Here is a 23,951-nt window from a genome sequence, read left to right on the forward strand (position 1 = left end):
CTTGAGACCTTCCAGGTGCGGGGGCTTGCCCGGATCCGGAAGGTGGTGGCGGTTTTGCTGGGGCTGGCGGTGTTCCTTTGGGAAGTTGAGCGGTTGGGGGATCCGTTCAAGGGGTTTCTTTTGCAGCTCGGGGGCAAGCTGGGGCTGCCCAGCGAGAGGGATGGTCCGTACCTGCTCCTGAGGGGCCTGGTTCGCCTGCTCAACTATGAAGTCACCCAAGAACTCTTGAAGCAGGCTAAGGGAGGGCGAGGAAGGAGTTTTGGGTAAAGCCCTGAGAGGTTATCTTGACGATTCAGGTCCTGAGGCGCTACTGGTTTAGTAACCTCGTGGGCTTCTTTGTGGACTTAGTATACTTTTACGCTATCTTTGTGGCTGTACGGAGCCTGGTGCCGGGAGAAAACCTGCCAGGCACCCCTTCCTTGATCTTGATGTATACGGTCCTCCACCTCACCTTGGGCTTTTACACCTCTTTCTATCGCTTCCTGCGCAACGATGCGCTCCAAGGCACTTTGGAGCACCTAGCCCTAGCTAGAGGAGGCCTACTGAGTCAGCTTTTCGTGAGGCTTGCGGTCCAAGGCGCCTACATCATCCTGCAAAGCCTCCTAGTTCTCCTGATCCTCGTGGCGCTTACGAAGGTGACCCTAGAGATTACCCCTTGGTGGCCCCTAGGGGTCGGAGTGGTCTTGCTGGCTGCGGTGGGGCTTTCCCTGCTCATGGGAGCGCTTGGTCTTTACTTCAAGGAGATAGACAACGTGTTCACCCTCATTCAGTTCATCCTCATCCCGTACTTCCTCTCTTTCATTCAATGGCAGCCTTATATGGCCTACCTCCCCTTCGCCCCGGGAGCCCACCTGGTGCGGCTTGGGCTCACGGGGGGCGATTTTGACCGGGGTATTTTCCTCCTGGCCCTTTTTCAGGGTCTTTTCTTGTTCGCCGCCGGGCTTCTCGCCATGGTCTACATGTACCGCATGGTCCGCAGATGGGGTATATTGGGGAGGTTCTAGGAGGCGTGATGTTCTGGCAACTTTGGAGTGAGCTTCTCCTGGAATGGAACCTGACCAAGCGCTACTGGTTTGACCAGGTGGCGGGGCTTTTGGCCTCGGTCCTCTTCTTCTACTCCATGGTCCTTGGCCTGGAGAACCTGACCCCTGAGGGCCTGGCGAGCCTGGGCCTGGATGTGGGCCCCTTACTCCTCCTCTTCGCCGCCTTCAGCATGGTGGTGGGCACCTTTCAGTCCGTGGCGTACGACGTACAGTCCGAGGCCGCCCAAGGCACCCTGGAGCACCTGGGCCTAGCCCGGGGAGGGCTCCTTTGGCAGCTCCTCCTGCGCTCCTTCGTGGTGGGTCTTGAAGGCATCGCCACCAGCCTCCTTGTCCTTCTCCCTCTCGCTCTTCTCCTGGGGGTGCGGCTCGCCCCCGCTCCCTGGTGGCCCCTGGGCCTTTTGCTCCTTTACCTCGCCGCCTTGGGCTTTGCCCTCGCCATGGGGGCCCTGGCCCTCTACTTCAAGCGGGTGGACGGCTTCTTCACCATCGTCCAGTTCCTCTTCCTGCCCTACTTCTTCTCCCTGGTCCGGTTTGAGCCCTGGATGGCCCCCCTGCCCTTCGCCCCGGGGGCCTACCTCCTCCGGATGGGCTTTACCGGGGAGGGGCCGTCCTTGGCCCTGGTGGGCCTGGCCGCTTTCCAGGCCCTCCTGTTCCTGGTCCTGGGCTTTGTCGCCATGTCCTGGGTTTATGCCCTAGTCCGTCGTCGGGGAATCTTTGGGAGGTACTGATGCGGCTTCTGGTGCAGAACGTCCACAAGCGCTTCGGGAAGCTGGAGGCCCTGAAAGGGGTGAGCCTGGAGCTGGCCCCGGGGGAGATCCTGGGCCTCCTGGGGCCCAACGGGGCGGGCAAGACCACCCTCATCAAGATCGTCCTGGGCCTCCTCCTCCCCGATGGGGGCGAGGTGGTCCTGGAGGAGGGGAAGGGGAGGCGGAGGCCCCAGGGCCACGAGTTCGGCGTCCTCCTGGAGGGAAGCCGCAACCTCTACGTGAACCACTCCCTCCTCACCAACGCCCTCTACTTCGGGGGCATCCGGGGGCTTTCCCCCAAGGAGGTGCGGCCCCGGTTTGAGGCCTGGCTGGCGCGCTTTGGCCTCCTGGACCGCCTCCACGCCCCCCTGGCCTCCCTCTCCCGGGGGATGCAACAGAAGGCCGCCTTGGCCCTGGCCCTGGCCCTCAACCCCCGCTTCCTCCTCCTGGACGAGCCCACCCTGGGCCTGGACCCCGTGAGCCGCAAGGAGCTGGAGGCCATCCTCCTGGACCTGAAGGGGGAGGGGTGGGGGATCCTCCTCACCTCCCACGACCTGGAGAGCGTGGAGCGGGTGAGCGACCGGGTGGCCTTCCTCCACCGGGGGGAGGTGCTGCGGGAGGGCCCCACCCGGGCCCTGTTGCGGGAGTGGGCCGGGGAGGGGTACCGCCTGCGCCTCGCCGAGCCCAAGGCGGAGGCCTTGGCGGGGGCCCTGGGGCCGGGGTGGCTCCCCGAGGCCCCGGACCGCCTCTTCTTCCTGGGGCCGTGGGAGGCGCTGCGGGCCTACCTTCCCCGCCTGGACGGGGAGGTGCTGGAGGTCTCCCGGGGGACGCCCAGCCTGGAAAGCCTCTTCCTCAGGCTCTTTGGGCCCGCTCCCCGGGGCTAGAATGGGAGGGTGAGCCTTCCCCTAAAGCGCGTGGACCTCTTCACCGACGGGGCCTGCCTGGGGAACCCGGGGCCCGGAGGGTGGGCGGCCCTCCTCCGCTACGGAAGCCGGGAGAAGCTCCTCTCCGGCGGGGAGCCCTGCACCACCAACAACCGCATGGAGCTAAAGGCGGCCCTCGAGGGCCTCCTGGCGCTAAGGGAGCCCTGCCAGGTCCACCTCCACACCGACAGCCAGTACCTAAAGCGGGCCTTCGCCGAGGGTTGGGTGGAGAGGTGGCAGAGGAACGGCTGGCGCACCGCCGAGGGCAAGCCCGTGAAAAACCAGGACCTCTGGCAGGCCCTCCTGAAGGCCATGGAGGGCCACGAGGTGGCCTTCCACTTCGTGGAGGGCCACAGCGGCCACCCCGAAAACGAACGGGTGGACCGGGAGGCCCGCCGCCAGGCGAAGGCCCAGCCCCAGGTGCCCTGCCCGCCCAAGGAGGCCACGCTTTTTTAGCCCTGGGCGGAAAAGCGTTATACTTGGGCCATGGAGCCCCGTGGCCGGCCGGTGCTGGAAAGCGCCCTGAACCGGGAAAGCGCCCACTTCAAGGCCAACAAGGACGCCTGGGTGGCCCTGGTGCGGGAGTTCAAGGAGAGCCTGGAGAAGGTCCGCCAGGGGGGCGGGCCCAAGGCCGTGGAGCGCCAGCACCAAAAGGGCCGCCTCACCGCCCGGGAGCGGATAGAAAGGCTTCTGGACCCGGGGACGGAGTTTCACGAGCTTATGGCCTTCGCCGGGTGGGGGATGTACGAGGAGTGGGGCGGGGCCCCCGCAGGCGGGGTCATCACCGGCCTGGGCACCATCGCCGGAAAGCTCTGGATGATCATCGCCAACGACGCCACGGTGAAGGCCGGGGCCTTCTTCCCCATCACCGCCAAGAAGGTGATCCGGGCCCAGACCATCGCCCTGGAAAACCGCATCCCCACGGTCTACCTGGTGGACTCCGCCGGGGTCTTCCTCCCCCTCCAGGACGAGGTCTTCCCCGATCAGGACGACTTTGGCCGCATCTTCTACCTGAACGCCCGGATGTCGGCCCTGGGCATCCCCCAGATCTCGGCCATCATGGGCAACTGCGTGGCCGGGGGGGCCTACCTCCCGGTGATGACCGATGTCCTCCTCATGACCGAGGGCTCGGGGCTTTACCTGGCGGGGCCCGCTTTGGTCAAGGCCGCCATCGGCCAGGAGGTCTCCTCCGAGGAGCTGGGCGGGGCCAGGATGCACTACGAGGTCTCGGGCACCGTGGACTTCTACGAGCCCACGGACGAGGCCGCCCTGGAACGCATCAGGAAACTGGCCGCCCTCTACCCGCCCTCGCGCCCCGCTCCTTGGGCCGAGGCCAGGAAGGAGCCCAAGGAGCCCCTCTACCCCGCCGAGGACCTCTACGGCCTGGTCTCCCCCGATGGCTCCCGGCCCTACGACCTCAGGGAGGTCATCGCCCGGCTGGTGGACGGCTCCGAGTTCCTGGAGTACAAGGGGGGATACGGGGAGACCCTGGTCACCGGCTTCGCCCGCATCGGGGGGTACCCGGTGGGCATCGTGGGCAACCAGCGCCTCATCCTGAAGAAGCGGGGCCGGATTGAGGTGGGCGGGGTCATCTACGCTGAGGCGGCCGACAAGGCGGCCCGGTTCATACTGGAGGTGAACCAGATGGGCATCCCCCTCCTCTTCCTCCAGGACGTGACCGGCTTCATGGTGGGCAAGGACTCCGAGCAGGCGGGGATCATCAGGCGGGGGGCCAAGCTGGTGAACGCCGTCAGCAACTCGGTGGTCCCCAAGATCACCGTGATCCTGGGGGGGTCTTTTGGGGCTGGCAACTACGCCCTGGCGGGGAAGGCCTACGCCCCCCGTTTCATCTACGCCTGGCCCAGCGCCAAGTACGCCGTCATGGGCGGGGCCCAGGCGGCCAAGACCCTTCTGGAGCTGGAGGTGGAGAAGCTGAGGCGCCAGGGAAAGGAGCCCTCGGACGAGGAACTCAAGGCGCTTTACGAGCGCATCAAGGGCCGCTACGAGGAGACCCTAGACCCCCGGTACGCGGCGGCCAGGCTCTGGGTGGACGGCATCATCTTTCCCCACGAAACCAGGAAGTGGATCATCAAGAGCCTCGAGGCCTGCGCCCTGAACCCGGAGCGGGAACCTCTTCGGGTGGGGGTCTTCCAAGTCTAAACCCCATCCTGGCGCCCCAAGGGAGGGAAAAGATGGCAACGGTCAAGTGGGTGGAGTGCCCCCGGGACGCCTGGCAGGGGTTTTCCCGCTTCATCCCCACCGAGGAGAAGGTGGCCTTCCTGAAGAATCTTCTGGAGGCGGGCTTCCGCCACCTGGACCTGACCAGCTTCGTCTCACCCCGGTGGGTGCCCCAGATGGCGGACGCCGAGGAGGTGCTAAAATCCCTCCCGCCCCCCGAGGGGCGCACCTACCTGGCCATCGTGGCCAACGAGCGGGGCCTGGAGCGGGCCCTAAAGGCCCCCAACCTGACCCACGTGGGCTACCCCTTTTCCCTATCGGAGACCTTCCAGCGCAAAAACACCAACCGCTCCCCGGAGGAGTCCTGGCCCCTGGTAAAGGCCATGGTGGAGGGGACCCGGGGGAGGCTCGGCCTGGTGGTCTACCTCTCCATGGCCTTCGGCAACCCCTACGACGACCCCTGGAGCGTGGAAGAGGTCCTGGAGGCCGTGGCCCGCTTGCGGGAGCTGGGAGTGGAGGAGATCGCCCTGGCCGACACCTACGGGGTGGCCGAGGCCGCAACCATTAAGGAGGTGCTGCGGGCGGCGGTAGCCCGCTTCGGCCCCGAGGGCCTGGGGGCCCACCTCCACGCCAGGCCCCAGGGGGTCCTGGAGAAGGTGGAGGCGGTCTTGGAGGCCGGGATCACCTGGCTGGAGGGGGCCCTGGCCGGGGTGGGGGGGTGCCCCTTCGCCGGGGACGAGCTCGTGGGCAACCTCCCCACGGAGGTGGTCCTGCCCTACCTGGAGAGGCGGGGCCTCCGGACCGGCGTGGACCTGGCCCGGCTTCCCCTCCTGGCCGAGGAGGCGGCCAGGCTCAAGGCCCTTTACGCCTAGGCGGCCTTTTTAAGGTAGATGTGGGGGTCCGTGGGGTTGGCGATGGCGTTGACCCGAGCGATGAGCTCCTCCGGGGGGAGGCTTAAGAGGGCACTCATCTCCCCCGGGGAGACCACGGCCTCGTAAAAGCGCTTGGCCCCCCGCTCCAGGAGGAGGGCCATGAGCTCCGCCAAGGCCTCCTCCCCTCCGGGGAAGGCGGGGCCGAAGGCATCGGGGACCAAAAGGTCCTTCTTGCCCCCGTGAATGAGGAGGGCGTAGCGGGCCTTATCCCTTTGGTCCTGCCAGTCGGTGATAAGGTAGACCTTGGCCTCGGGGAAGCGAACCCCCTTCAAGGCCTCCTTTAGGGCCTGTAGGGTCACCCTGGGCGCGCTGCGCAGGCCTAGGCGTTCCACGCCCCTATCCTACAGGAGTTTGCTGGCGTAGATGACCTGGCCGGCGTGGTGCTGGGCGTGCTCCACCAGGTGGTGGAGGACGTGGGCCCGGGGGGCCTCCACCCCCTGGCTTCCCACCCGCACCAAAGCCGAAAGGTCCGCCTCCCTCACCCCTCGGAAGGCTTGAAGAAGGGCGTCCCAGGCCTCGCCAAACCGGGCCACCACCGCCTCCTTGGGCTCCTTCTCCCCCTGTAGCTCCCACTCCCGGCCCCTTTTGGCCCACTCCGGCAGAGGAAGGCCAAGGGCGTAGGCGCCCAGGCGCAGGGAGCTTCCCGTGATGTGGCGCACCAGGCCGCCGATGGGGTTCGCCCCCTCCTTGGGCCGCCACCAGAAGGCCTCCTCGGAAAGGCCAAAGGCCCACCGCTCCAGGTGGAAGCGGACCTCCTCCAGGCCCCTTATCCAGGCCGAGACCGCCGGGGGTACCCCCGGCACCAAAGGTTCCAGAAAGGGCGCGCTCATCCTCCCATGCTACCCTGGTTGGGGTGAGGGCGCTCCTCCGCCTCTTCCAAAGGACCCGAAGGCCAGGCCCCTGCCCCGTTTGCGGGCTTCCCCGGCCCCTGGCGGAGGAGGTGCGCCGCCACCGGCGCTTCTGCCCCCACGTGGCCTTCCGGGCCTGCCCCTTTGACCCCAGGAAGGGCCTATACCGCTTGCGGCGATGACCCCAGAAGAGGCCTGGCGCGCCCTGGAAGAGGACCTGGCGGACTACCTGGAGAGGAAGGGCGTCGTCCCCTCCTGCCGGGCGGGGTGCTTCGCCTGTTGCTTCGGCCTCGTCACCCTCTCCCGCCTCGAGGGCCTAGCCCTCCTCCCCCACCTCACCCCCCTTCAGAAGGCGCGCCTCCTTGAGGAAGGCCCGAGGCGCCTGGCCCTCCTCAAGGAGGGTAAGGACGACCCCCACTTCCCAAGCCGCTTCTTCCAAAGCCGCACCCCCTGCCCCCTTCTGGAAGGGGGGCTTTGCGGGGTCTACCCCCAGAGGCCCCTGGCCTGCCGGGGCCTCCTCACAGAGGGGGACCCCAGGCTTTGCGCCCCCGAGGCGACCCCGCCCAAGGGGCACTTCCTCCCCGTGCCCTGGCGCATGGCCCGCCTGCGCATGGAGGCCCTCTGGGAGGAGGAAAGGAGGCGCTTCGGCCACGCCCTCATCGGGGAACTGGCAAGCCTCCTCTACCTCCTCCTAAAGGGCCTTCCCCAGGACCGGGAAGGGGTGGAGGCCCTTCTTCAGGAGCTTGGGGTGCTTGGGGGAAGGTGGGGGTACCAGGTGCTCTAAGTACCCCACCGCGGCAAAAGCCGCGGTGGGGGCCCCAGAAAAGCCCTTCCACAGCTCCGACTTGGGCACCCCATGTTGCGAAACCAAAGTGCGGGCACTTAGGCCTCTTGGGTGGGGACCCTTTTCCAGATGAAGTAGAGGGCGTAGGCCACCAGGCCCAGAAGGAGGGCCCAGGCCCCAGGATGGGACAGGCGAAGGAGGCTGAAGCCGGCCCCTAGCAGGATGAGGAGCGTGGCCCAGGCCTTGGTTCCCCGGGACATGCCCCGGCCCTCCCGATAGTCCCGGATGAGGGGGCCCACCTTGGGTAGGCTCAGGAGCCAGGCCTCGAGGCGGGGATTGGAGCGGGAGAAGAAGTAGGCCGCCAGGAGGAAAAAGGGCGTGGAGGGCAGAACCGGGAGAAGGCTTCCCAAAAAGCCTAGCCCGGTGAAGAAGAAGCCCAAGACTAAGGCCAACCCGCGCATCAGGTCCAGTCTAGCCCTTTCCCCACCCCGCAGAAAAGGAAAGGCGACCCAAAGGCCGCCTTTGGCGGAGGGGGCGGGATTCGAACCCGCGAGACCCCTTGCGGGGCCTACCGGTTTTCGAGACCGGCCCGTTCAACCGCTCCGGCACCCCTCCCTGAGCCGGGCGAAGAAGTCCCTTAAAAGCTTAGCACACTCCCCTTCCCGAAGGCCACCCCGCATCCTCCCCCCCTGGCCGTAGCGGGTGAGGGCCCCCTCCTTCAGGTTCTCCACCCCGTAGACCACCTCCACCCCCGCCTCCATAAGGGCGTGGTGGCACATGCGGCAGGGCTCCAGGGTCACGTAAAGCCGCCCTCCCCTGGCCCTTTTCCCCAGCTTCTGCAAGAGGAGCATCTCGGCGTGGGCGGTGGGGTCTTCCATGGCCTCCACCCGGTTCCGCTCCCCGTGGACCTCCCCCTCCAGGACCAGGACCGCTCCCACCGGCACCTCCCCCTCGGCGAAGGCCTTCTTGGCCTCCTCGAGGGCCAGGCCCATGTAGCCCTCCTCCGCCGAAGGGGGAAAGAGGCCCAAGACCTCCTCCACCCGCCCCTCCGCCCCCCGCACGGGCCAGAGGGCCCTGAGCTCCTTGGGCACGCCCTTTTCCGCCAAAAAGGCCGCCAGGCGTTTCCGGCCAGCGGGCCTTTCCAGGTGGTCCCCGGGAAGGGGCCTGCGGAAGCCCTTGGGGAGGGGGATCTGGGGACTGGGGGGGATGAGGAACAGGGTCCCCAGATACCGCCGGGCCAGATACCCCCCGGGAAGCGTCCCCGCCCTGCCCTTTAGGGCCTCCTCCAGAAGGGCGATGAGCCTGGCCTCGGGGCGGAGGTCCAGGGCCTCCAAAACCCGCCTCAGGGCCCGCCTCCGCACGGCCTCCGGGGCCCTCAGGAGGGGCAAGGCCCGGAAGGCGGGCACGAAGAAGCGGGGGTCAGGGAGGAGGCGGACCTCCGCCACGCCTTCCAGAAAGGCCTCCTCCTCCTCCCGGGCCTGGGCGAAGCGGGCCAAAGCCTCCCTGGCCCGGGGAAAGCGCTCCAGGATCAGGGGCAAGACCGAGAGCCTCAGGTAGTTGCGGTCCAGGGAAAGGTCCCGGTTCGTGGGGTCCTCCCGCCAGGCCTCCCCCAGGCCCAGGAGGTAGGCCCGGAGCGCCTCCCGGGTGAAGGGGAGGAGGGGGCGGACCACCATCCCCTCCTTCTCCCGGATACCGAGGCCCCTAGCCGTGCCCTGGAGGAGCTTGAGGAGGACGGTCTCCGCCTGGTCGTCCAGGGTGTGGGCGGTGAGGATGGCCTTGGCCCCCACCTCCTTGGCCACCCGGTGGAGGAAGGCGTAGCGCACCTCCCGGGCCAGGGCCTCGAGGTTCTCCCCCCTCTCCTTGGCGATTCGCCCCACCTCCACCCGCTCCCCGTAGAAGGGAAAGCCAAGCCTTTGGGCCAGGTCCCGCACGAAGAGGAGGTCTTCGCCGCTATCCGGGCGCAGGGCGTGGTCCAGGTGGGCCACCACCGCCCGCCTCCCCGCCCGCCGCACCAGGTGGGCCAGGGCCACCGAGTCCCCGCCCCCGGAGACCGCCAGGACCAGGGGGTCCTGGGGGGCCAGGCGGGCCAGGCGCCCGCGAAAGGCCTCCTCAAGGACCGACAAGCCTCGCCACCTCCGCCTTCAAGGTGGACAGGCAGCACCTCCCCCGGGGGTTGCGCCATTCGCAGGCGCACCTTCCGGCCCTCACCCCCGCCTCCACCTGGGCCACCGGGTCCTCTCCCCGGGAAAGGGCCTCCTGAAGGGCCTCTTTGGTCCAGTCAAAGCAGTAGCACACCCAGGAGGCCCCCTTGTCGTAGACGGGAAAGCGCACCTCCTCGAGGGTGTAGACCCCCTCCTCGCCGTAGTAGACCACGGGGCAGGCCGGGTCCTGGCAGAGGTAGTGGGGGCTTTGCGGGTCCAGGCGGGCCAGGGCCTTCCCGGTGAGAAAGTTCTTCACCGTCTTCAGGGGAACGGAAAGCCCCTCCTTCCCGTTAGCCGGGCACAGCATGCCCCCATTCTAGGGCTAGAATGGAGGGAGGAGGTAAGAGGTGGGCTTTCTGGAGGAGCTAAAGGCCCTGGTGCCGGGGAGGGTCCTCACCAAGGAGGCGGAGCTCGCCCCTTACGAGTCCGACGCCCTCACCGCCTACCGCAGGCGCCCCCTGGCCGTGGTCCTGCCCGAGAGGAAGGAGGAGGTGGTGGCGGTGGTGCGCCTCTGCCACCGCCACGGGGTCCCCTTTGTGGCCCGGGGAAGCGGCACCAGCCTAAGCGGCGGCTCCCTCCCCGTGGAAGGGGGCATCGTCCTGGCCCTGAACCGCATGAACCGGATCCTCAGGCTGGACCCCAAGGCCCGCATCGCCGTGGTGGAGCCCGGGGTGGTCAACCTGGAGGTCTCCAAGCAGGCGGCCCCCTTCGGCCTCCTCTACGCCCCGGACCCCTCCAGCCAGCCCGTCTCCACCATCGGGGGCAACGTGGCCTTCAACTCCGGGGGGGCCCACTGCTTGAAGTACGGGATGACGGCCAACCACGTCCTGGGCCTGGAGATCGTCACCCCTCAGGGCGAGGTGGTGCGCTTGGGCGGGGAGGGCCTCGAGGGCGTGGGGCCGGACCTCCATGGCTTCTTCGTGGGCACCGAGGGGCTTTTGGGGGTGGCCCTGGAGATCACCCTCAGGCTTCTCCCCAGGCCCGAGGCCTACCACACCCTCCTCGCCGCCTACGATAGCCTGGAGAGGGCAGGGGAAGCGGTGAGCCTGGTCATCCGGGCCGGGCTTTTGCCCGGGGCCATGGAGATCATGGACCGCTTGAGCATTGAGGCCGCCGAGAAGGCGGTCAGAGCGGGCTACCCCCAGGCCGAGGCCCTCCTGATCGTGGAGCTGGAAGGCCCCAAGGAGGAGGTGGCGGAGGAGGCCAGGGTGCTCCACGGGGTCATCCAGGAAAGCGGGGCCTACGAGGTGCGGGTGGCCAGGAGCGAGGCGGAGAGGCAGGCCATCTGGAAGGGGCGCAAGGCCGCCTTCAGCGCCGTGGGCCGTCTCTCCCCCGACTACATCGTCCAGGACGGGGTGGTGCCGAGAAGCCGCCTGGGGGAGGCCCTAAGGGAGATCGGGAGGCTTTCCCGGGTCTTTGGCCTCCGGGTGGCCAACGTCTTCCACGCCGGGGACGGCAACCTCCACCCCCTGGTCCTCTACGACGGCAAGCGGCCCGGGGAGCTGGAGCGGGCCGAAGAACTGGCCGGGGAGATCTTAAGGCTTTGCGTCCGCTTGGGGGGGTCGCTCACGGGGGAGCACGGCATCGGCGTGGAGAAGAAGGCCTACATGCCGGAGATGTTCGCCCCGGAGGACCTCCTGGCCATGGAGCGGGTCAAGGCCGCCCTGGACCCCAAGGGCCTGGCCAACCGGGGCAAGGTCCTGCCGGAGGAGGTCCATGCTTAGGCCCACCACCCCCCAAGAGGTCCAGGAGGCCGTCCTAACCCACCCCCGCCTGAGGCTCAGGGGGGCCGGCACCAAGCCCGCCCTCTCCAGCCCCCAGGAAGGCGAGGCCCTTTTGGACCTCTCCGGCCTCAGGGGGATCCTGGAGTACGAGCCCGAGGAGTTCGTCTTCACCGCCCTGGCGGGGACCCCCTTGCGGGAGATAGAGGCGGCCCTAAAGGCCCACGGCCAGTACCTCCCCTTTGACCCGCCCCTTTTGGGGAAGGGGGCCACCCTGGGGGGCACCGTGGCCGCCGGGCTTTCCGGGCCCATGCGCCACCGCTATGGCGGGGTCCGGGACTTCATCCTGGGGGTGCGGTTCGTGGACGGGGAAGGGAGGCTGATCCGGGGCGGGGGCAAGGTGGTGAAGAACGCCGCCGGCTTCCCCTTCCACCGCCTCATGGTGGGCTCCTTGGGGGCCTTCGGCGTCATGGTGGAGCTTTCCTTCAAGGTCTTCCCCAGGCCCCGGGCCACCCGGACCCTGCGGGCCACCATGAATGGCCTGGAGGAGGCCTTAAGGGCGGTGGAGAAGCTGAGGCTTCTCCCTTTGGACCTCCTAGCCCTGGACCTGGTCCCCCCCGCCACCCTTGAGCTCCGCCTGGGGGGCTTCCCGGAGAGCCTTAAGGCCCGCCTGGAGAGGCTGAAGGCCCTCCTTGGGCAAGAGGAGGGCCTAGAGGAGGTGGAGGAGGTGGCGGGAGAGGAGGCCCACTGGCAGGCGGTGCGGGACCTGGCCTTCCTGGAGGGAAGCCCCATTCACGCCAAGGTGCCCGCGGGGCTTGCCCGGATTCCCTTCCTGGAAGGCCTTCCCTTAGGACCCAGAAGGTACCTGGACGGGGGGGAGGTGCTCTATGTGGGCCTCGAGGAGGAGGGCCTGAAGGCCTTAAAAGAGGCGGGGATCCCTCACCTGGTCCTAAGAGGGGCCCAAGACCCCCTCTCCCCCAAGCCCCAGGACCCCTTCTTCCTGGGGGTGAAGGGAGCTCTAGACCCCAAAGGCCGGTTTCCCCTAAGGTAGGTCTATGCAACACCAGATCCCCCTGGAAGAGCTGGGCCCCAAGGGCCAGGTCATGGCCCACGCCGTGGAGGCCTGCGTGCACTGCGGCTTCTGCCTGCCCACCTGCCCCACCTACGCCGTCCTCCAGGAGGAGATGGACTCCCCCAGGGGGCGGATCTTCCTCATGAAGGAGGTGCTGGAAGGAAGCCTGCCCCTGGAGGAGGCCCTCCCCTTCCTGGACCGCTGCCTGGCCTGCCAGGCCTGCGTCACCGCCTGCCCCAGCGGGGTGCCCTACGGGGAGCTCATCGCCACCTTCCGGCTCTGGAGCGAGGACAAGCGCCACCGCTACCCCCTGGAGAGGGCCTACCGCCTGGCCCTCCTGCGCACCCTCCCGTACCCGGGCCGCTTCCGGCCCCTGGCGGAGCTTGGGGTAAGGCTCAAGCCCCTCCTGAAGCCCCTCCCCCTGCCCAAGGCCCTCAAGGCCCCCATCGCCCTCCTCCCGGACCGCCTGGAGAAGGAGGAGCCCTACCAGGAGGTCTACCCCGCTAAAGGGGAGCGGCGTGCGCGGGTGGGCCTCCTTCTGGGGTGCGCCCAGAGGGTCCTGAGGCCCTCCATCAACCGGGCCACCATAAAGGTGCTCCAGGAGAACGGCGTGGAGGTCCTGGCCCTGAAGGAGCAGGTCTGCTGCGGGGCCCTAAACCTCCACGCCGGGGACGAGGAGGGGGCGAGGGCCTTGGCCAGGCGGAACCTGGAGGCCTTCCGCGACGTGGACTACGTCATCACCAACGCCGCCGGGTGCGGCTCGGGGATGAAGGAGTACCCCCTTCTCTTCCTGGGCCAGCCCGAGGAGGAGGCGGCGAGGCGCCTGGCCGCCAAGGTGAAGGACCTTTCCGTGATCCTGGACGAGCTGGGCTTCCTCCCCCCTCCTCCCCCCAGAAGGCCCCTGAAGGTGGCCTACCACGACGCCTGCCACCTGGCCCACGCCCAGGGGGTGCGGGAGGCCCCGAGAAACCTCCTAAGGGCGGCGGGCCTCGAGGTCCTGGAGCCCAGGGAGTGGGAGCTCTGTTGCGGAAGTGCCGGCACCTACAACCTCTTCCAGCCGGACCTGGCCGAGGCCCTGGGCCGGAGGAAGGCGGAGAACCTAAAGGCCACCGGGGCCGACCTGGTGGCAACCGGCAACATCGGCTGCCTCACCCAGATCCAGGCCTACCTGGACCTCCCCGTCCTCCACACCGCCGAGCTTCTGGCCCTCCTCTACGAGGGGAAGGAACCCCGGGCCTAGGCGCCTTTAAGTACCCCACCGCGGCAAAAGCCGCGGTGGGGGCCCCAGAAAAGCCCTTCCATAGTCCCGACTTGGGCACCCCATAAATCTTGACACGACCGGGCGGAGGGTCCTCGAGGCGAAGGCTCTCATAAAGCGTACGTAGAATACGTAGAATGAAGGGGATGGCAAAGACCAAGGTTCTCCTCCCCCTGGCCGCCCTCCTCCTCGCGGCCTGCAACAACCTCCCCGGCCTTCAGCCCAAGCCCTTCACGGGGACCCTGGACCTCCCTTCCCCCCTCCAGACCGTGGCCCCCGGGGGCCAGGTCCAGGTCCCGGTGCGGGTGGCGTTCAACGACTCCAGGGTGGCCTCCGTGACCCTCACCGTGCGCCTCGCCGACCCCTGCGCCAAGGGGACCTCCTACTGCCCCGGGTGGGACGCGAGCCGCTACCCCGGGGTGAGTCACCCCACGGAGAGCTACACCCTGACCCCCGCTAGCCCCAGCGCCACCCTGACCTTCCAGGTGGACTCGGCCGCTCCGCCCCAGGGCCCCTTTAAGTACGAACTCGTCCTCTCGGGGCGGGACGCCTCGGGGAAAGTGTGGGAGGAGGTGGTGCCCTTCTACCTGAGGATCCTCCGTCCCGGGGAGACCTCCGCCATGGAGTACTGGAACTTCTGGCGGGACTACATGGGCTACGCCCCCGTCCGGGAGGACCCCGAGTGGAGCTTCAAGGCCTGGCTCCACGGACGGTACCTGGCGATGAACGCGGACAGGAACCCCTTCGGCCACGACGAGGACCTGAGCTATCCCTTCTCCAGCCCCGAGGGGCGGGAGGCGGGGCGGAGGGGTAACGTGGGCGGAGGGTACGAGGTGGTCCCCTCCTCCACGCCAGCGGATCAGGTCCCCTGGCCCGTGGAGAGCCGGCTCTTCAACGGGTGGGTCGCCCTTCCCTTCCATCGGCTTGGCATGATTTTCCCCCTCACCTCCGCGGGCGGCTTCGGCCTCTACCGGGACCGGGTGCCCTACTCCGGGTACAGCGGGTGGGACCTCCTCCGGAACGTCAGCACCCTCCCCATCTCGGAGAGCAACAACCCCAACCCCGCTTCGGGCTTCCAGCTCTTCCCCGTCCCCGACAAGGTGGTCCCCGTCAACCCCACCTACTACTACGAGTGGCCTTCTCCCACGGAGCCCTGCGCCCACCCCGACCAGAACCCGGATCCGCCCTACCTGAGCCACCCCGGGCTGGACTGGACCCAGCAGCCTTACGGCCTGCCCCTCTCCATCTCCATGTTCGCCCCGGGTCCCAACGACACCCGGGTCCTCCAGGCCCGGCTCGTCCGCCTCTCCGACGGGCAGGAGCTTCCCGTCTGCGGCTACGGGAGCCTGCAGTTCTGGAACCAGGATGCCTTTGCGAGGGACTGGGGTAAGAGCATCCTCAAGGGCTACTCCTCGGTCTTCGTGGTCCCCCGCTACCCCCTGGACCCAGGCGAGGCCTACCGGGCCGAGGTGCGGGCGGTCTTCGGGGGCACGGAGAAAACCTTCATCTGGAGTTTCCGGGTGGCCCCTCAAGACGACCTCTTCCCCCTCCGCCTTAGCCCCTAGCGCTCGGGAGGCGGGAGGAGGAAGAAGGTAAAAGCGTCCTGCACCCTTAGCTTGACGTGCATACCTTTTTCTGCTTATGCTTAACCCCATGCCCCTCACCATCCGCAACCGCGAGGTGGAGCGCCTGGCGGAGGAGGTGGCCCGCCTGGCGGGGGAGACCAAGACCGAGGCCATCCGCAAGGCCCTGGAGATGCGCCTCAAGCTGCTGAAGGGCAAGCGGGGCTTTGACCGGGTGCTCCGCTTCCTGGAAGAGGAGGTCTGGCCCCAGATACCCCCGGAGCTTTTGGGAAAGGGCATCTCCAAGGAAGAAGAGGAAGCCATCCTCGGCTACGGCAGGGAGGGGTACTGATGGTACTGGACACCTCCGCCCTCCTGGCCATCCTCTTTCGGGAAGAAGGGTACGAGGACCTGCTGGAAGAGATCCGGCGCGCCCATCCCCGCAAGGTGGCCGCGCCCACCCTGGCCGAAGCGGGGATCGTTCTAGGCGCCCGGCTGGGTTTTGAACGGGTATACCTTCTTCTCGCCCTCCTAAGCGAACTCCAGGCCGAGGTCATCCCCTTCGGCGAAGCGCACGCCCGGGAAGCCATTTCCGCTTACCGCCGCTATGGGCGGGGGAGGCACCCCGCCGGCCTCAACTTCGGGGACTGCCTGAGCTACGCCCTGGCCAAGGTAGAGGGGGAGCCCCTCCTCTACAAGGGCGAGGACTTTGACCGGACGGACCTGGCGTGGAAGCCCTCCTAAAGGAAGCCTTCTTTCACGCCCTGAGGGCCACGGACCCCTACCGCCTGGCCCAAAAGGCCCTTCCCCCCTGGCGGCCGGACCTGATCCTGGCGGTGGGCAAGGGCGCGGCCCCCATGCTGAAAGCCGCCTTGGACCGCTACGGGGAGGTCCCCTACCACCTGACCCTGCCCCAGGGCCAAGACCCCCTGGGCCTCAGGGCCCGCCTGGCCCGCCACCCCGTGCCCGACGGGGAAAGCCAGAAGGCGGCCGAGGAGGTCCTCTCCCTCCTCCAAAGCCTTTCTCCCAGGGCCCGGGTCCTGGCCCTGGTCTCCGGGGGCGGAAGCGCCCTCTGGTGCGCCCCTCTGGGGGTCTCCCTCGAGGAGAAGGGGGCCCTGACCGAGGCCCTCCTAAAGAGTGGGGCCAGCATTGGGGAGGTGAACGCCGTCCGCAAGCACCTCTCCCGCATCAAGGGGGGGAGGGCCCTGCTGGCCAGCCGGGCCCGGGTCCACGCCCTCCTCCTCTCCGACGTGCCCGGCGACGACCCCAGCGTCATCGCCTCCGGGCCCTTCCACCCCGACCCCAGCACCTACGGCGAGGCCCTGGCCGTCCTGGACCGCTACGGCCTAGCCTTCCCCAGGGCCCGGGAGGTCCTCCTCCGGGGGCTAAAGGGGGAGTTGCCCGAGACCCTGAAGCCCGGCGACCCCGCCCTGAAGAGGCTTTCCTGGCGGGTGGTGGGGCGGAACCTGGACCTTTTGCGCTCGGCGCGCCAGTTCCTGCGGGAGCGGGGCTACCGGGCGGTCATCCTCTCGGACCGCTTCGGCGGCGAGGCCCGGGACCTGGCCCGCTTCCACGCCGAGCTGGTGGAGACCATCCGCGCCCACGGCCTTTCTTTCCGCAAGCCCCTCTTCCTCCTTTCCGGGGGCGAGGCCCAGGTGCGGGTGAAGGGAAAAGGCCAGGGCGGGCGGAACCTGGAGTTCCTCCTGGCCCTCTACGCCCACCTGAAGGCCCCCCTCTACGCCCTGGCCGCCGACTCGGACGGCCTGGACGGCCCCAGCGGCGCCGCCGGGGCCCTCCTCACCCCGGAGGTGTGGGCGAGGGCCCTGGACCCCAGGCCCTACCTTCAGGAGAACAACAGCCTGGCCTTCTTTCAAGAAGCCGGCACCCTCCTCACCACCGGGCCCACGGGCACCAACCTCAACGACTTCCGCCTCCTTTTCGTAGACTGAAGGGGTGGCGCACCCTCTGCGCGATGCCGAACCCCGCTAGCCTCTACGTCCACGTCCCCTTCTGCCCCACCCTCTGCCCCTACTGCGACTTCCACGTGGTGCGCCGGGGTGGGGTCTGGGTGGAGGCCTACTTGAAGCGCCTGCAGGAAGAAGCGAAAGCCCTCCACCAGGCCCACCCGGGGCCCCTGGCCACCCTTTACCTGGGCGGGGGCACGCCCAGCTACCTGAGGGACCGGGAGCTCGTAGCTCTCTTCCAAAGCCTCCCCTGGCGGCTTCAAGAAGGGGCCGAGGTGACCCTCGAGGCCAACCCGGGAACCCTCTCCCCCTCTAGGCTCGCCCTCCTCAAGGACCTGGGGGTGAACCGCCTCTCCCTGGGGGTCCAGAGCTTCCAAGACGAGGTCCTCCGCTTCCTGGGCCGGGCCCACGGGAGAAAGGGAGCCTTGAAGGCAGTGGAGATGGCCCTGGAGGCCGGTTTTCGGGTGTCTATAGACCTGATCCTGGGCCTCCCCATGCAGGACGTGGAAAAGGACCTGAAGGAGGCGGCCCGCCTGGGCGTGGGCCACGTCTCCGCCTACACCCTCCAGGTGGAAAAGGGGACCCCCTTCGCCCTTTTGGGCCTTCAGGAAGACCGCGAGCGGGAAGCCTGGGCCATGGAGCGGGCGGAGGAGGTCCTGGGCGAGGCGGGGCTTCTGCGCTACGAGGTCTCCAACTTCGCCAGAGAGGGGGAGGAGGCCCGGCACAACCTGGTCTACTGGCGGGCGGGGTTCTGGCTGGCCTTAGGGCCCGCCGCCACCGGGCAGTACCCGGGGGAAGGCCCCGCCTACGCCTTCCGGCGCACGGGCCCTCCCCTCCCCCGCTGGCTTACAGGGGAGGCCCCAAGGGAGGAGGCCATCACCCCCCTGGAGCACGCCAAAGAGGCCCTGATGCTGGGGCTGAGGCTTAAGGAGGGGGTGGACGTGGGGGAGCTGGAAGGGCGCACGGGCCTTTCCCTCTGGCCCGCCCTGGAGGCCAGAGCCGAGGCCCTGGCCCAGGAAGGGCTCCTCCTCCTTTCGGGCAAGCGCCTGAGGCCCACGGGGAAGGGCCTCGCCCTCCTCAACGCCGTGGTGCTTTCCCTTTGGGAAGCCCTTTAAGTACCCCACCACGGCCTTCGCCGCGGTGGGGGCCCCTAAGGGACGGAAAAATGGGCGCCCGCTTAGGCTAGGGCCAGGGCCTCCCGAGCCCGGTCCGCCAGGGCGAAGAAGCGCTCCTTGGTGAGGGGAATCTTCCCCGTGACCAAGCCCTTGCCGGGCTCGTAGTGGGCGTGGAGGTGGATGTGGGCCCGGGGCAGGCGGAGGCCGATGCGCTTAAGCTTGGCGTGCCGGGGGGAGACATCGGCCAGGAGGAAGGGCTCCCCTAGGGCATCGGAGAGGGAGGCGGTCATGATGGTGGTGGGGAGGTCGTAGGGCCGCTCCATGCGGTAGATGAAGTCGGGGAAGTCGGCCTCCTTCTCAAAGCGGACCCCCTTTTCCCTGGCGTACTCCCGCATCCAGCCCAAAAGCTCCACCCAGGCCTCGTAGAGTTCCCGCTCGTGGGACGCGCTCATGGCCTGAGTATACAAGGGCGAGGCCCCGGGATTCCCCGGGGCCCTTTGGTGGGCGCGAGTGGACTTGAACCACCGACCCCTACCGTGTCAAGGTAGTGCTCTGGCCACCTGAGCTACGCGCCCGCGTTCTTTGGAGGCGCCGGCCGGATTCGAACCGGCGAATGGAGGTTTTGCAGACCTCTGCCTTACCACTTGGCTACGGCGCCAAGCCGTAAGGTATCCTAGCACGTCGGGGCCAAGCCTGTCAAGAAAGCCCCTTCCCAAGGGAAAAGTGCTATGATGCCCAAGAGTGGGCGAGGTCTTTGTGCGCCTTCGGCGGGGCCGCTGGCCCCTCTCCAAGGGGCTTCTGGTGGAGGCCCTTCTGCCTCTGGGCATCCCCCTCGAGGCCGCCCAGGCCGTGGCCCACACCGTGGAGGAGCGCCTCAAGGCCAAGGGGCGCTCGGAGGTCTCTCCCAAGACCCTCCGCCAGGTCTTTCTGGAAGAGGTGGCGGGAGCCCTGGGCCAAGAGGTGGCCGATCGCCTGGCCCGCCAGACCCTCCCCTTTGAGGAGATCCAGGTGGCGGAGGGCAAAAAGAGGCGCCCCTTCTCCAAGGGCCTCCTGGCCCGGAGCCTGGAGGAGGCCGGGCTTTCCCTGAAGGAGGCCCACCAGCTGGCCAAGGAGGTGGAGCGCCGCCTGAGGGAAGAGGGGGTCAGGACCATCTCCGCCCGCCGCCTCGAGGCCCTGGTGGCCCAGGAGCTGGAAAGGCTCAAGGGCAAGGCGGCCAAAAGGCGCTACCTCCAGCGCCAGGCCTTCGCCGGGGAGCTCTTTGTAGAGGAGGAAAGCGGCGAGCCCAGAATGCCCTTCTCCAAAGGCATCCTGGCCCAGTCCCTCATGGGCATCGGGCTTTCGCCGGAAAAGGCCTACCGCCTGGCCCGGGAGCTGGAGGCCCTCCTCCACCGGGAGGGCAGGCGGGTCATCCGCCGCACCGAGCTCAGGGAGAGGGTCTACCAGGCCCTCCTCAAGGAAGCGGGGGAGGAGATGGCCCGGCGCTACCTGCTCCTAAGGCGCCTAAGGCGGAGCGCCCGCCCCGTCCACATCCTGATCGGCGGGGTGACGGGGGTGGGCAAGAGCGTCCTGGCCTCGGCCCTGGCCTACCGGCTCGGCATCACCCACATCGTCCCCTCGGACGCGGTGCGGGAGGTCTTCCGGGCCACGCTTTCCAAAGACCTCCTCCCCACCCTGCACCAGTCCACCTTTGAGGCCTGGAAGGCCCTTCTGCCGGAGATCAGCCTGGAGGAGGAAAGCCACGAGGAAAGGGTCATGCGGGGGTTTTTGGATCAGGTGATGAAGGTGGCCGTAGGCCTCAGGGCCATCCAGGAAAGGAGCGCCTTGGAGGGCACCTCCATCGTCCTGGAGGGGGTCCACGTGGTGCCCCGCTACCTGGAGCACCCCCACAAGGACCGGGTCCTCACCGTGCCCATGCTGGTGGTCCTCCAGGACGAGAAGCTCCACCGGGACCGCTTCCTCCTTCGGGACCGGGAGACGGGCCACGCCAGGCAGAAGGAGAAGTACCTGGCCCACTTCGCCGAGATCCGCCTCATCCAGGACCACCTCCTCCTCTGGGCTCAGGAGGAGGGCATCCCCACCATCCCGGGGGAGGACCTGGACGAGGCGGTGGAGAAGGCCCTCGAAGTCCTGGTGGCCTACCTGGAGGCGGAGGAGGCGGCCCGTGCTTGAGGCCCTAGCCTTCCCCCTCCTCCTGGCCCTGGCTTTCCGCCTAGAAGGCCGCCTTCCCCTCCCCGCCCTCGGGGTGTGGCTCAACCTCCTCTGGTTCGTCTACCAGAACGAGTGGGGCTCGGGGTGGCTGGCCTACCTGCGGGGCCTGGGGATAGGCCTCTTCCTGGCGGCGGGCTACGGCAGGCCCGGCTTGGCCTGGGCCCTCACCCCCTGGCCCCTTCTCCTCTACCTGCGCCTGGACGTGCGGGAGTTCGCCCTCTACCTTCCCGCCCTGGGCGAGGGGATGGTCTTGGGGGCTCTCCTCTATTTGGCGGGCTTCCGCAGGCGGTAGGCCAGGTAGGGGGCTCCCATCCCCACCAGGCCCCCCAGGAGGAAGAGGAGGGGATGGCCGTAAAAGACCTGGAGGAGCCCCAAAAGGGCGAAAAGCCCCAGGAAAAAGGGCACGGGGAAGGGCTTTTCCCCGTAGCCGAAGGCGGCGCCCCCCAGGGCCAGGCCCAGGCCCAGGGCGATGCCCTCCTGGGAGGGGCGGAACCAGAGGAAGTAGGCGTAAAGGGCGATGCCCAGGAGGGAGAGGGCCTTGGAGAGGCGGTTAGGCTCCATCACGCCTTCACGAAACGGGCCACCACCAGCTGGGAGAGGAGGAGGCCCACCCCGCCCCAGGCCACCTGGGGCTCCCGGCCCAGAAAGCCCATAAGGGCCGAGAAGATGGCCGCAAAGAGGAAAAAGGGCACATACTTAGGGCTAACCGTGAGCCCCAGGACGAAGGCCACCAAAAACCCCGCCACCCCCGGGGGCAGGCTGGCCCCCAGGACCAGGAAGAGGAGCATGAGGCCTATGGTGATGGCCCCCGCCAGGTAGTAGGCCCCGGGGAAGGGCTCCTTGCGCTTTTTGGCGTCCTTGGCCTCGGACATGGCCCAAGCTTACCATACCCTTGGTTCCTGCTCCCTTTGGCCCACCATACCTGGTAACTTCCCCAGGAACCTTTTGCCGGGGCCAGCATGGGGTGGTGTCACAGAAGGCCCGAGGCCCGGGCCACCGCCTCGAGGGTGGCGGGCACCGGAGGGGGAAGCTGGGCCACCTTCTCGGCGGTGGCGGGGTCCTTGAGGCCGTGGCCGGTGAGGGTGAGGACCACCCTCGTTCCCTCCTCCAGGCGGCCCTCCCGAAGAAGCCGCCACACCCCCGCCAGGCTGGCGGCGCTGGCGGGCTCCACGAAGACCCCCTCCTCCCGGGCCAGATAGCGGTAGGCCTCCAGAATCTCCTCGTCGGTGACGGCCTCAATGAGCCCCCCCGACTCCTCCTTGGCCCGGATGGCCCCCTCCCAGCTAGCCGGGTTGCCGATGCGGATAGCGGTGGCGATGGTCTCGGGCTTCTCCACGGGGCGCCCCAGGACGAGGGGTGCGGCCCCCGCCGCCTGGAAGCCCAGCATCCTGGGGAGCCTCGAGGCCCGCCCGGCGGCGAAATAGGCCTTGTAGCCCATCCAGTGGGCGGTGATGTTGCCGGCGTTGCCCACGGGAAGGGCGTGGTAGTGGGGCGCGTCCCCCAGCTCGTCCACCACCTCAAAGGCCAGGGTCTTCTGGCCCTCGAGGCGGTGGGGGTTCACCGAGTTCACCAGGGCCACGGGGAAGCGCTCCGTGAGCTCCCGCGTCAGGCGCAAAGCGTCGTCAAAGTTCCCCTCCACCTGGACGATCCTGGCCCCGTGCATGAGGCTCTGGGCCACCTTGCCCAGGGCCACGTACCCGGCGGGGAGGATCACGATGGCCGTCATGCCCGCCCGGGCGGCGTAGGCGGCGGCGGAGGCGGCGGTGTTCCCCGTGCTGGCGCAGGCCACGGCCTTGGCCCCGCCCTCCAGCGCCTTGGACACCGCCAGGGTCATCCCCCGGTCCTTGAAGCTCCCCGTGGGGTTCAGGCCCTCGTACTTGGCGTAGATCTGAACCCCGCGCCTTTTGGCCTCCTCGGGGCCCTTCAGGGGGATGAGGGGGGTGGAGCCCTCCAGAAGGGAGACCACCGGGGTGTTCAGGGAGACCGGCAGAAAGGCGCGGTAGCGCTCAATCAGGGGCAGGCGCATGGGGATATGCTCGGGGATAAGGACCTAAGGGTCAAGGGGCGAAAGCGGCATCCGGGGAAAAGACCGCCCCGTCGGGCAGGCGAAAGCCGGTGGCATCAAAGACCACACCCAGGCCCTTCTCCTCGTTCCAGCGGTAAAGCTGGCCCAGGACCTCGGCGCGCACCCGCCCGCTTTCGCCGCCTGTGGGGGACAGGCGAAGCCTCCCTTCCGCCGTCCTTTCCAACTTGAGCCCAGGGTTCCGCCGCGAAAGGGCCAGGAGGTCCTCATCGCTGACGGAGCTTAGGAGCTCCAGGAGGGGCATGGCCTCATTCTACCTCGGGAAAGGGAGCCCCCTCCGAGGGCGGGGCCTTCTTGCGGGAAGCGGGCAGGTGCCCGGGAGCCCCGGAGAGGAAGCGGAAAAGGTCGGCCAAAAGGCCGCTGGCCGTGGCCCCGCCCCCCGCCCCCGGGCCAATGACCAAGACCTCCCCCAAGGGCGCCGTGCGCGCCAGGAGGGCGTTCCCCCGGGCCCGGGCCAGGGGGTGATCCTGGGGAAGGGCCACGGGGGCCACCCGGGCCCGCCAGCGCCCACCCTCCCCGTAGAGGCTCGCCACCAGGCGCACCTTCTCTCCCCGGGCCTCGGCCGCCCTCAGGGCCTCGAGGGTGAGGCCCTCAATCCCCCTGGCCTCCACCTGGCTCAAGGGGAAGTCCGGGTCCAGGAGGAGGCGGGCCAGGAGGGTGAGCTTGTGGGCGGTGTCTATGCCCTTCACGTCCAGGCTGGGGTCGGCCTCGGCGTAGCCCAGGCGCTGGGCCTCCCTTAGGGCCTCCTCATAGGTCCTCCCCTGCTCCATTTCCTGGAGGATGTACAAGGTTGTGCCGTTCAGGATGCCGTGGAGCTCCAAGAGCTGGCTTCCCCTAAGGGTTTCCAGAAAGGAGAGGGCCGGGGTGCCCGCCATGACGCTGGCCTCGTGGTAGATGAGGCCCTCTTCGGCGAAGGGCTTGAGCCTCTCCCAGGCCTCGGCCAGGAGGGCCTTGTTGGCGGTGATGAGGGGGATGCCGGCCTCGAGGGCCGGGAGGACCAGCCCTAGGGGCGCCTCCACCCCCCCCATGGCCTCTACCACCACATCGGCCTCCAGGAGGTCAAAGGGCTCGGTCCGGAGGAGCGCCTCGGGGATGGGCCTGGGCTTGGCCTTGTCCCGCACCAAAACCCCCAGAAACCTGGGAACAAAGCCCATGGCGGCCAGGTCCTCCCGCCGCTCCAGGACCAGGCTGTAAAAGGCGCTGCCCACGGTGCCGCCCCCCAGGAGGGCTATCTTCAGGGGCTCCATGGAGGGGATTATAAGTACCCCGCCGTGGCCCTTGCCACAGGGGAGCCCCAAGGGGGCCCAGGCCTA

At 68.4% G+C, this 23,951-nt stretch carries 30 protein-coding genes and 3 tRNA genes; 19 read left to right on the forward strand and 14 right to left on the reverse strand.

Annotated features, from left to right (window positions below; genetic code table 11):
• The first annotated feature begins 45 nt into the window (after positions 1–45).
• From BVI061214_RS13370 to BVI061214_RS01085, 7 genes are read left to right on the forward strand one after another with little or no spacing between them, the layout of a single operon-like run.
• Positions 46–267, forward strand: a complete 222-nt coding sequence (locus BVI061214_RS13370; protein WP_248841695.1) for an IS4 family transposase — start codon at positions 46–48, stop codon at positions 265–267.
• A gap of 17 nt (positions 268–284) precedes the next feature.
• Positions 285–1,004, forward strand: coding sequence for an ABC transporter (locus BVI061214_RS12820; RefSeq protein ID WP_248841696.1), 720 nt, complete (start codon positions 285–287; stop codon positions 1,002–1,004).
• Between the two features lie 5 nt (positions 1,005–1,009).
• The gene (locus BVI061214_RS01065) at positions 1,010–1,771 is read left to right on the forward strand and encodes a hypothetical protein (protein WP_053766946.1); all 762 of its coding nucleotides are present in this window, start codon (positions 1,010–1,012) and stop codon (positions 1,769–1,771) included.
• Positions 1,771–2,673: an ABC transporter ATP-binding protein gene (locus BVI061214_RS01070; protein WP_053766947.1), complete on the forward strand. Its 903-nt coding sequence runs from the start codon at positions 1,771–1,773 to the stop codon at positions 2,671–2,673. Before BVI061214_RS01065 ends, BVI061214_RS01070 begins: the two co-directional genes overlap by 1 nt.
• A 9-nt stretch (positions 2,674–2,682) precedes the next feature.
• On the forward strand, positions 2,683–3,168 hold the full coding sequence (gene rnhA / locus BVI061214_RS01075) for a ribonuclease HI (protein WP_053766948.1): 486 nt from the start codon (positions 2,683–2,685) through the stop codon (positions 3,166–3,168).
• A gap of 30 nt (positions 3,169–3,198) precedes the next feature.
• On the forward strand, positions 3,199–4,872 hold the full coding sequence (locus BVI061214_RS01080) for an acyl-CoA carboxylase subunit beta (protein ID WP_248841697.1): 1,674 nt from the start codon (positions 3,199–3,201) through the stop codon (positions 4,870–4,872).
• Positions 4,873–4,904: 32 nt separating this feature from the next.
• On the forward strand, positions 4,905–5,762 hold the full coding sequence (locus BVI061214_RS01085) for a hydroxymethylglutaryl-CoA lyase (RefSeq protein WP_053766950.1): 858 nt from the start codon (positions 4,905–4,907) through the stop codon (positions 5,760–5,762).
• Here the strand turns inward: BVI061214_RS01085 and BVI061214_RS01090 are convergent.
• Together BVI061214_RS01090 and BVI061214_RS01095 are read right to left on the reverse strand one after the other, a co-directional pair.
• Positions 5,759–6,154, reverse strand: a complete 396-nt coding sequence (locus BVI061214_RS01090) for a DUF3197 domain-containing protein (RefSeq protein ID WP_053766951.1) — start codon at positions 6,152–6,154, stop codon at positions 5,759–5,761. The two genes, BVI061214_RS01085 and BVI061214_RS01090, sit on opposite strands and share 4 nt — an antisense overlap.
• A 9-nt stretch (positions 6,155–6,163) precedes the next feature.
• Entirely contained in the window at positions 6,164–6,652 is a 489-nt protein-coding gene (locus tag BVI061214_RS01095) for a DinB family protein (protein ID WP_053766952.1), read from the reverse strand.
• Between the two features lie 23 nt (positions 6,653–6,675).
• Here BVI061214_RS01095 and BVI061214_RS13265 point away from each other — a divergent pair, with 23 nt between their 5' ends.
• Both BVI061214_RS13265 and BVI061214_RS01105 read left to right on the forward strand, forming a co-directional pair.
• A complete protein-coding gene (locus tag BVI061214_RS13265; protein WP_169775282.1) occupies positions 6,676–6,852 on the forward strand; it encodes a hypothetical protein in 177 nt (58 codons plus the stop codon).
• Entirely contained in the window at positions 6,849–7,454 is a 606-nt protein-coding gene (locus tag BVI061214_RS01105; protein WP_053766954.1) for a hypothetical protein, read from the forward strand. Before BVI061214_RS13265 ends, BVI061214_RS01105 begins: the two co-directional genes overlap by 4 nt.
• A 98-nt stretch (positions 7,455–7,552) precedes the next feature.
• On the opposite strand, the gene BVI061214_RS01110 is transcribed toward BVI061214_RS01105, so the two are convergent.
• The 4 genes from BVI061214_RS01110 to BVI061214_RS01130 all read right to left on the reverse strand — a co-directional run bounded on the left by BVI061214_RS01110 (position 7,553) and on the right by BVI061214_RS01130 (position 9,962).
• Positions 7,553–7,915, reverse strand: a complete 363-nt coding sequence (locus BVI061214_RS01110) for a YbaN family protein (protein ID WP_053766955.1) — start codon at positions 7,913–7,915, stop codon at positions 7,553–7,555.
• A 62-nt stretch (positions 7,916–7,977) separates the two neighbouring features.
• Positions 7,978–8,069 (reverse strand) — tRNA-Ser (locus BVI061214_RS01115).
• Positions 8,048–9,577, reverse strand: coding sequence for a tRNA lysidine(34) synthetase TilS (gene tilS, locus BVI061214_RS12325; RefSeq protein WP_082333099.1), 1,530 nt, complete (start codon positions 9,575–9,577; stop codon positions 8,048–8,050). Before tilS ends, BVI061214_RS01115 begins: the two co-directional genes overlap by 22 nt.
• Entirely contained in the window at positions 9,564–9,962 is a 399-nt protein-coding gene (locus BVI061214_RS01130) for a putative iron-sulfur cluster-binding metallochaperone (RefSeq protein ID WP_053766958.1), read from the reverse strand. The genes tilS and BVI061214_RS01130 overlap by 14 nt, the downstream gene beginning before the upstream one ends.
• Before the next feature lie 40 nt (positions 9,963–10,002).
• Here BVI061214_RS01130 and BVI061214_RS01135 point away from each other — a divergent pair, with 40 nt between their 5' ends.
• The 8 genes from BVI061214_RS01135 (at position 10,003) to hemW (ending at position 18,347) form a co-directional block, all read left to right on the forward strand.
• Positions 10,003–11,379 carry an FAD-linked oxidase C-terminal domain-containing protein gene (locus BVI061214_RS01135; protein WP_053766959.1) on the forward strand — a complete coding sequence of 459 codons (1,377 nt, stop codon included), beginning with the start codon at positions 10,003–10,005 and terminating at the stop codon, positions 11,377–11,379.
• Complete coding sequence (locus BVI061214_RS01140) at positions 11,372–12,427, forward strand: FAD-binding protein (protein ID WP_053766960.1); 1,056 nt, start codon at positions 11,372–11,374, stop codon at positions 12,425–12,427. Before BVI061214_RS01135 ends, BVI061214_RS01140 begins: the two co-directional genes overlap by 8 nt.
• Positions 12,428–12,431: 4 nt before the next feature.
• On the forward strand, positions 12,432–13,688 hold the full coding sequence (glcF, locus tag BVI061214_RS01145; RefSeq protein WP_053766961.1) for a glycolate oxidase subunit GlcF: 1,257 nt from the start codon (positions 12,432–12,434) through the stop codon (positions 13,686–13,688).
• A gap of 164 nt (positions 13,689–13,852) precedes the next feature.
• The gene (locus BVI061214_RS01150; protein WP_248841698.1) at positions 13,853–15,271 is read left to right on the forward strand and encodes a CAP domain-containing protein; all 1,419 of its coding nucleotides are present in this window, start codon (positions 13,853–13,855) and stop codon (positions 15,269–15,271) included.
• Positions 15,272–15,359: 88 nt separating this feature from the next.
• Positions 15,360–15,620: a type II toxin-antitoxin system VapB family antitoxin gene (locus tag BVI061214_RS01155; protein WP_053768547.1), complete on the forward strand. Its 261-nt coding sequence runs from the start codon at positions 15,360–15,362 to the stop codon at positions 15,618–15,620.
• Entirely contained in the window at positions 15,620–16,012 is a 393-nt protein-coding gene (locus BVI061214_RS01160) for a type II toxin-antitoxin system VapC family toxin (protein WP_053766963.1), read from the forward strand. Before BVI061214_RS01155 ends, BVI061214_RS01160 begins: the two co-directional genes overlap by 1 nt.
• Positions 15,997–17,217, forward strand: coding sequence for a glycerate kinase type-2 family protein (locus BVI061214_RS01165; RefSeq protein ID WP_053766964.1), 1,221 nt, complete (start codon positions 15,997–15,999; stop codon positions 17,215–17,217). The genes BVI061214_RS01160 and BVI061214_RS01165 overlap by 16 nt, the downstream gene beginning before the upstream one ends.
• 23 nt (positions 17,218–17,240) lie before the next feature.
• Entirely contained in the window at positions 17,241–18,347 is a 1,107-nt protein-coding gene (gene hemW, locus BVI061214_RS01170; RefSeq protein ID WP_053766965.1) for a radical SAM family heme chaperone HemW, read from the forward strand.
• 62 nt (positions 18,348–18,409) lie between these two features.
• On the opposite strand, the gene BVI061214_RS01175 is transcribed toward hemW, so the two are convergent.
• The 3 genes from BVI061214_RS01175 to BVI061214_RS01185 form a co-directional block, all read right to left on the reverse strand.
• On the reverse strand, positions 18,410–18,799 hold the full coding sequence (locus BVI061214_RS01175) for an NADH-quinone oxidoreductase subunit 15 (protein WP_003045171.1): 390 nt from the start codon (positions 18,797–18,799) through the stop codon (positions 18,410–18,412).
• A 46-nt stretch (positions 18,800–18,845) separates the two neighbouring features.
• A tRNA-Val gene (locus tag BVI061214_RS01180) sits at positions 18,846–18,922 on the reverse strand.
• An 8-nt stretch (positions 18,923–18,930) separates the two neighbouring features.
• Positions 18,931–19,005: transfer RNA gene (locus BVI061214_RS01185), tRNA-Cys, on the reverse strand.
• An 83-nt stretch (positions 19,006–19,088) separates the two neighbouring features.
• On the opposite strand from BVI061214_RS01185, the gene BVI061214_RS01190 reads away from it, so the two are divergent.
• The gene (locus BVI061214_RS01190; RefSeq protein ID WP_053766966.1) at positions 19,089–20,516 is read left to right on the forward strand and encodes an ATP cone domain-containing protein; all 1,428 of its coding nucleotides are present in this window, start codon (positions 19,089–19,091) and stop codon (positions 20,514–20,516) included.
• Positions 20,509–20,847 (forward strand): hypothetical protein, encoded by a 339-nt coding sequence (locus BVI061214_RS01195; protein WP_003045174.1) that lies wholly within the window; start codon positions 20,509–20,511, stop codon positions 20,845–20,847. Before BVI061214_RS01190 ends, BVI061214_RS01195 begins: the two co-directional genes overlap by 8 nt.
• Here BVI061214_RS01195 and BVI061214_RS01200 read toward each other — a convergent pair.
• The 5 genes from BVI061214_RS01200 to BVI061214_RS01220 form a co-directional block, all read right to left on the reverse strand.
• Positions 20,820–21,116: a hypothetical protein gene (locus BVI061214_RS01200; RefSeq protein ID WP_053766967.1), complete on the reverse strand. Its 297-nt coding sequence runs from the start codon at positions 21,114–21,116 to the stop codon at positions 20,820–20,822. The genes BVI061214_RS01195 and BVI061214_RS01200 overlap by 28 nt on opposite strands.
• The gene (locus BVI061214_RS01205) at positions 21,116–21,427 is read right to left on the reverse strand and encodes a hypothetical protein (RefSeq protein ID WP_053766968.1); all 312 of its coding nucleotides are present in this window, start codon (positions 21,425–21,427) and stop codon (positions 21,116–21,118) included. Before BVI061214_RS01205 ends, BVI061214_RS01200 begins: the two co-directional genes overlap by 1 nt.
• Before the next feature lie 98 nt (positions 21,428–21,525).
• A complete protein-coding gene (thrC, locus tag BVI061214_RS01210) occupies positions 21,526–22,581 on the reverse strand; it encodes a threonine synthase (RefSeq protein ID WP_053766969.1) in 1,056 nt (351 codons plus the stop codon).
• A gap of 31 nt (positions 22,582–22,612) precedes the next feature.
• A complete protein-coding gene (locus tag BVI061214_RS01215; protein ID WP_248841699.1) occupies positions 22,613–22,882 on the reverse strand; it encodes a Uma2 family endonuclease in 270 nt (89 codons plus the stop codon).
• A gap of 4 nt (positions 22,883–22,886) precedes the next feature.
• A complete protein-coding gene (locus tag BVI061214_RS01220) occupies positions 22,887–23,885 on the reverse strand; it encodes a homoserine dehydrogenase (RefSeq protein WP_053766970.1) in 999 nt (332 codons plus the stop codon).
• Positions 23,886–23,951: the final 66 nt, after the last annotated feature.

It is taken from the genome of Thermus aquaticus (assembly GCF_001280255.1).
Lineage (GTDB): Bacteria > Deinococcota > Deinococci > Deinococcales > Thermaceae > Thermus > Thermus aquaticus.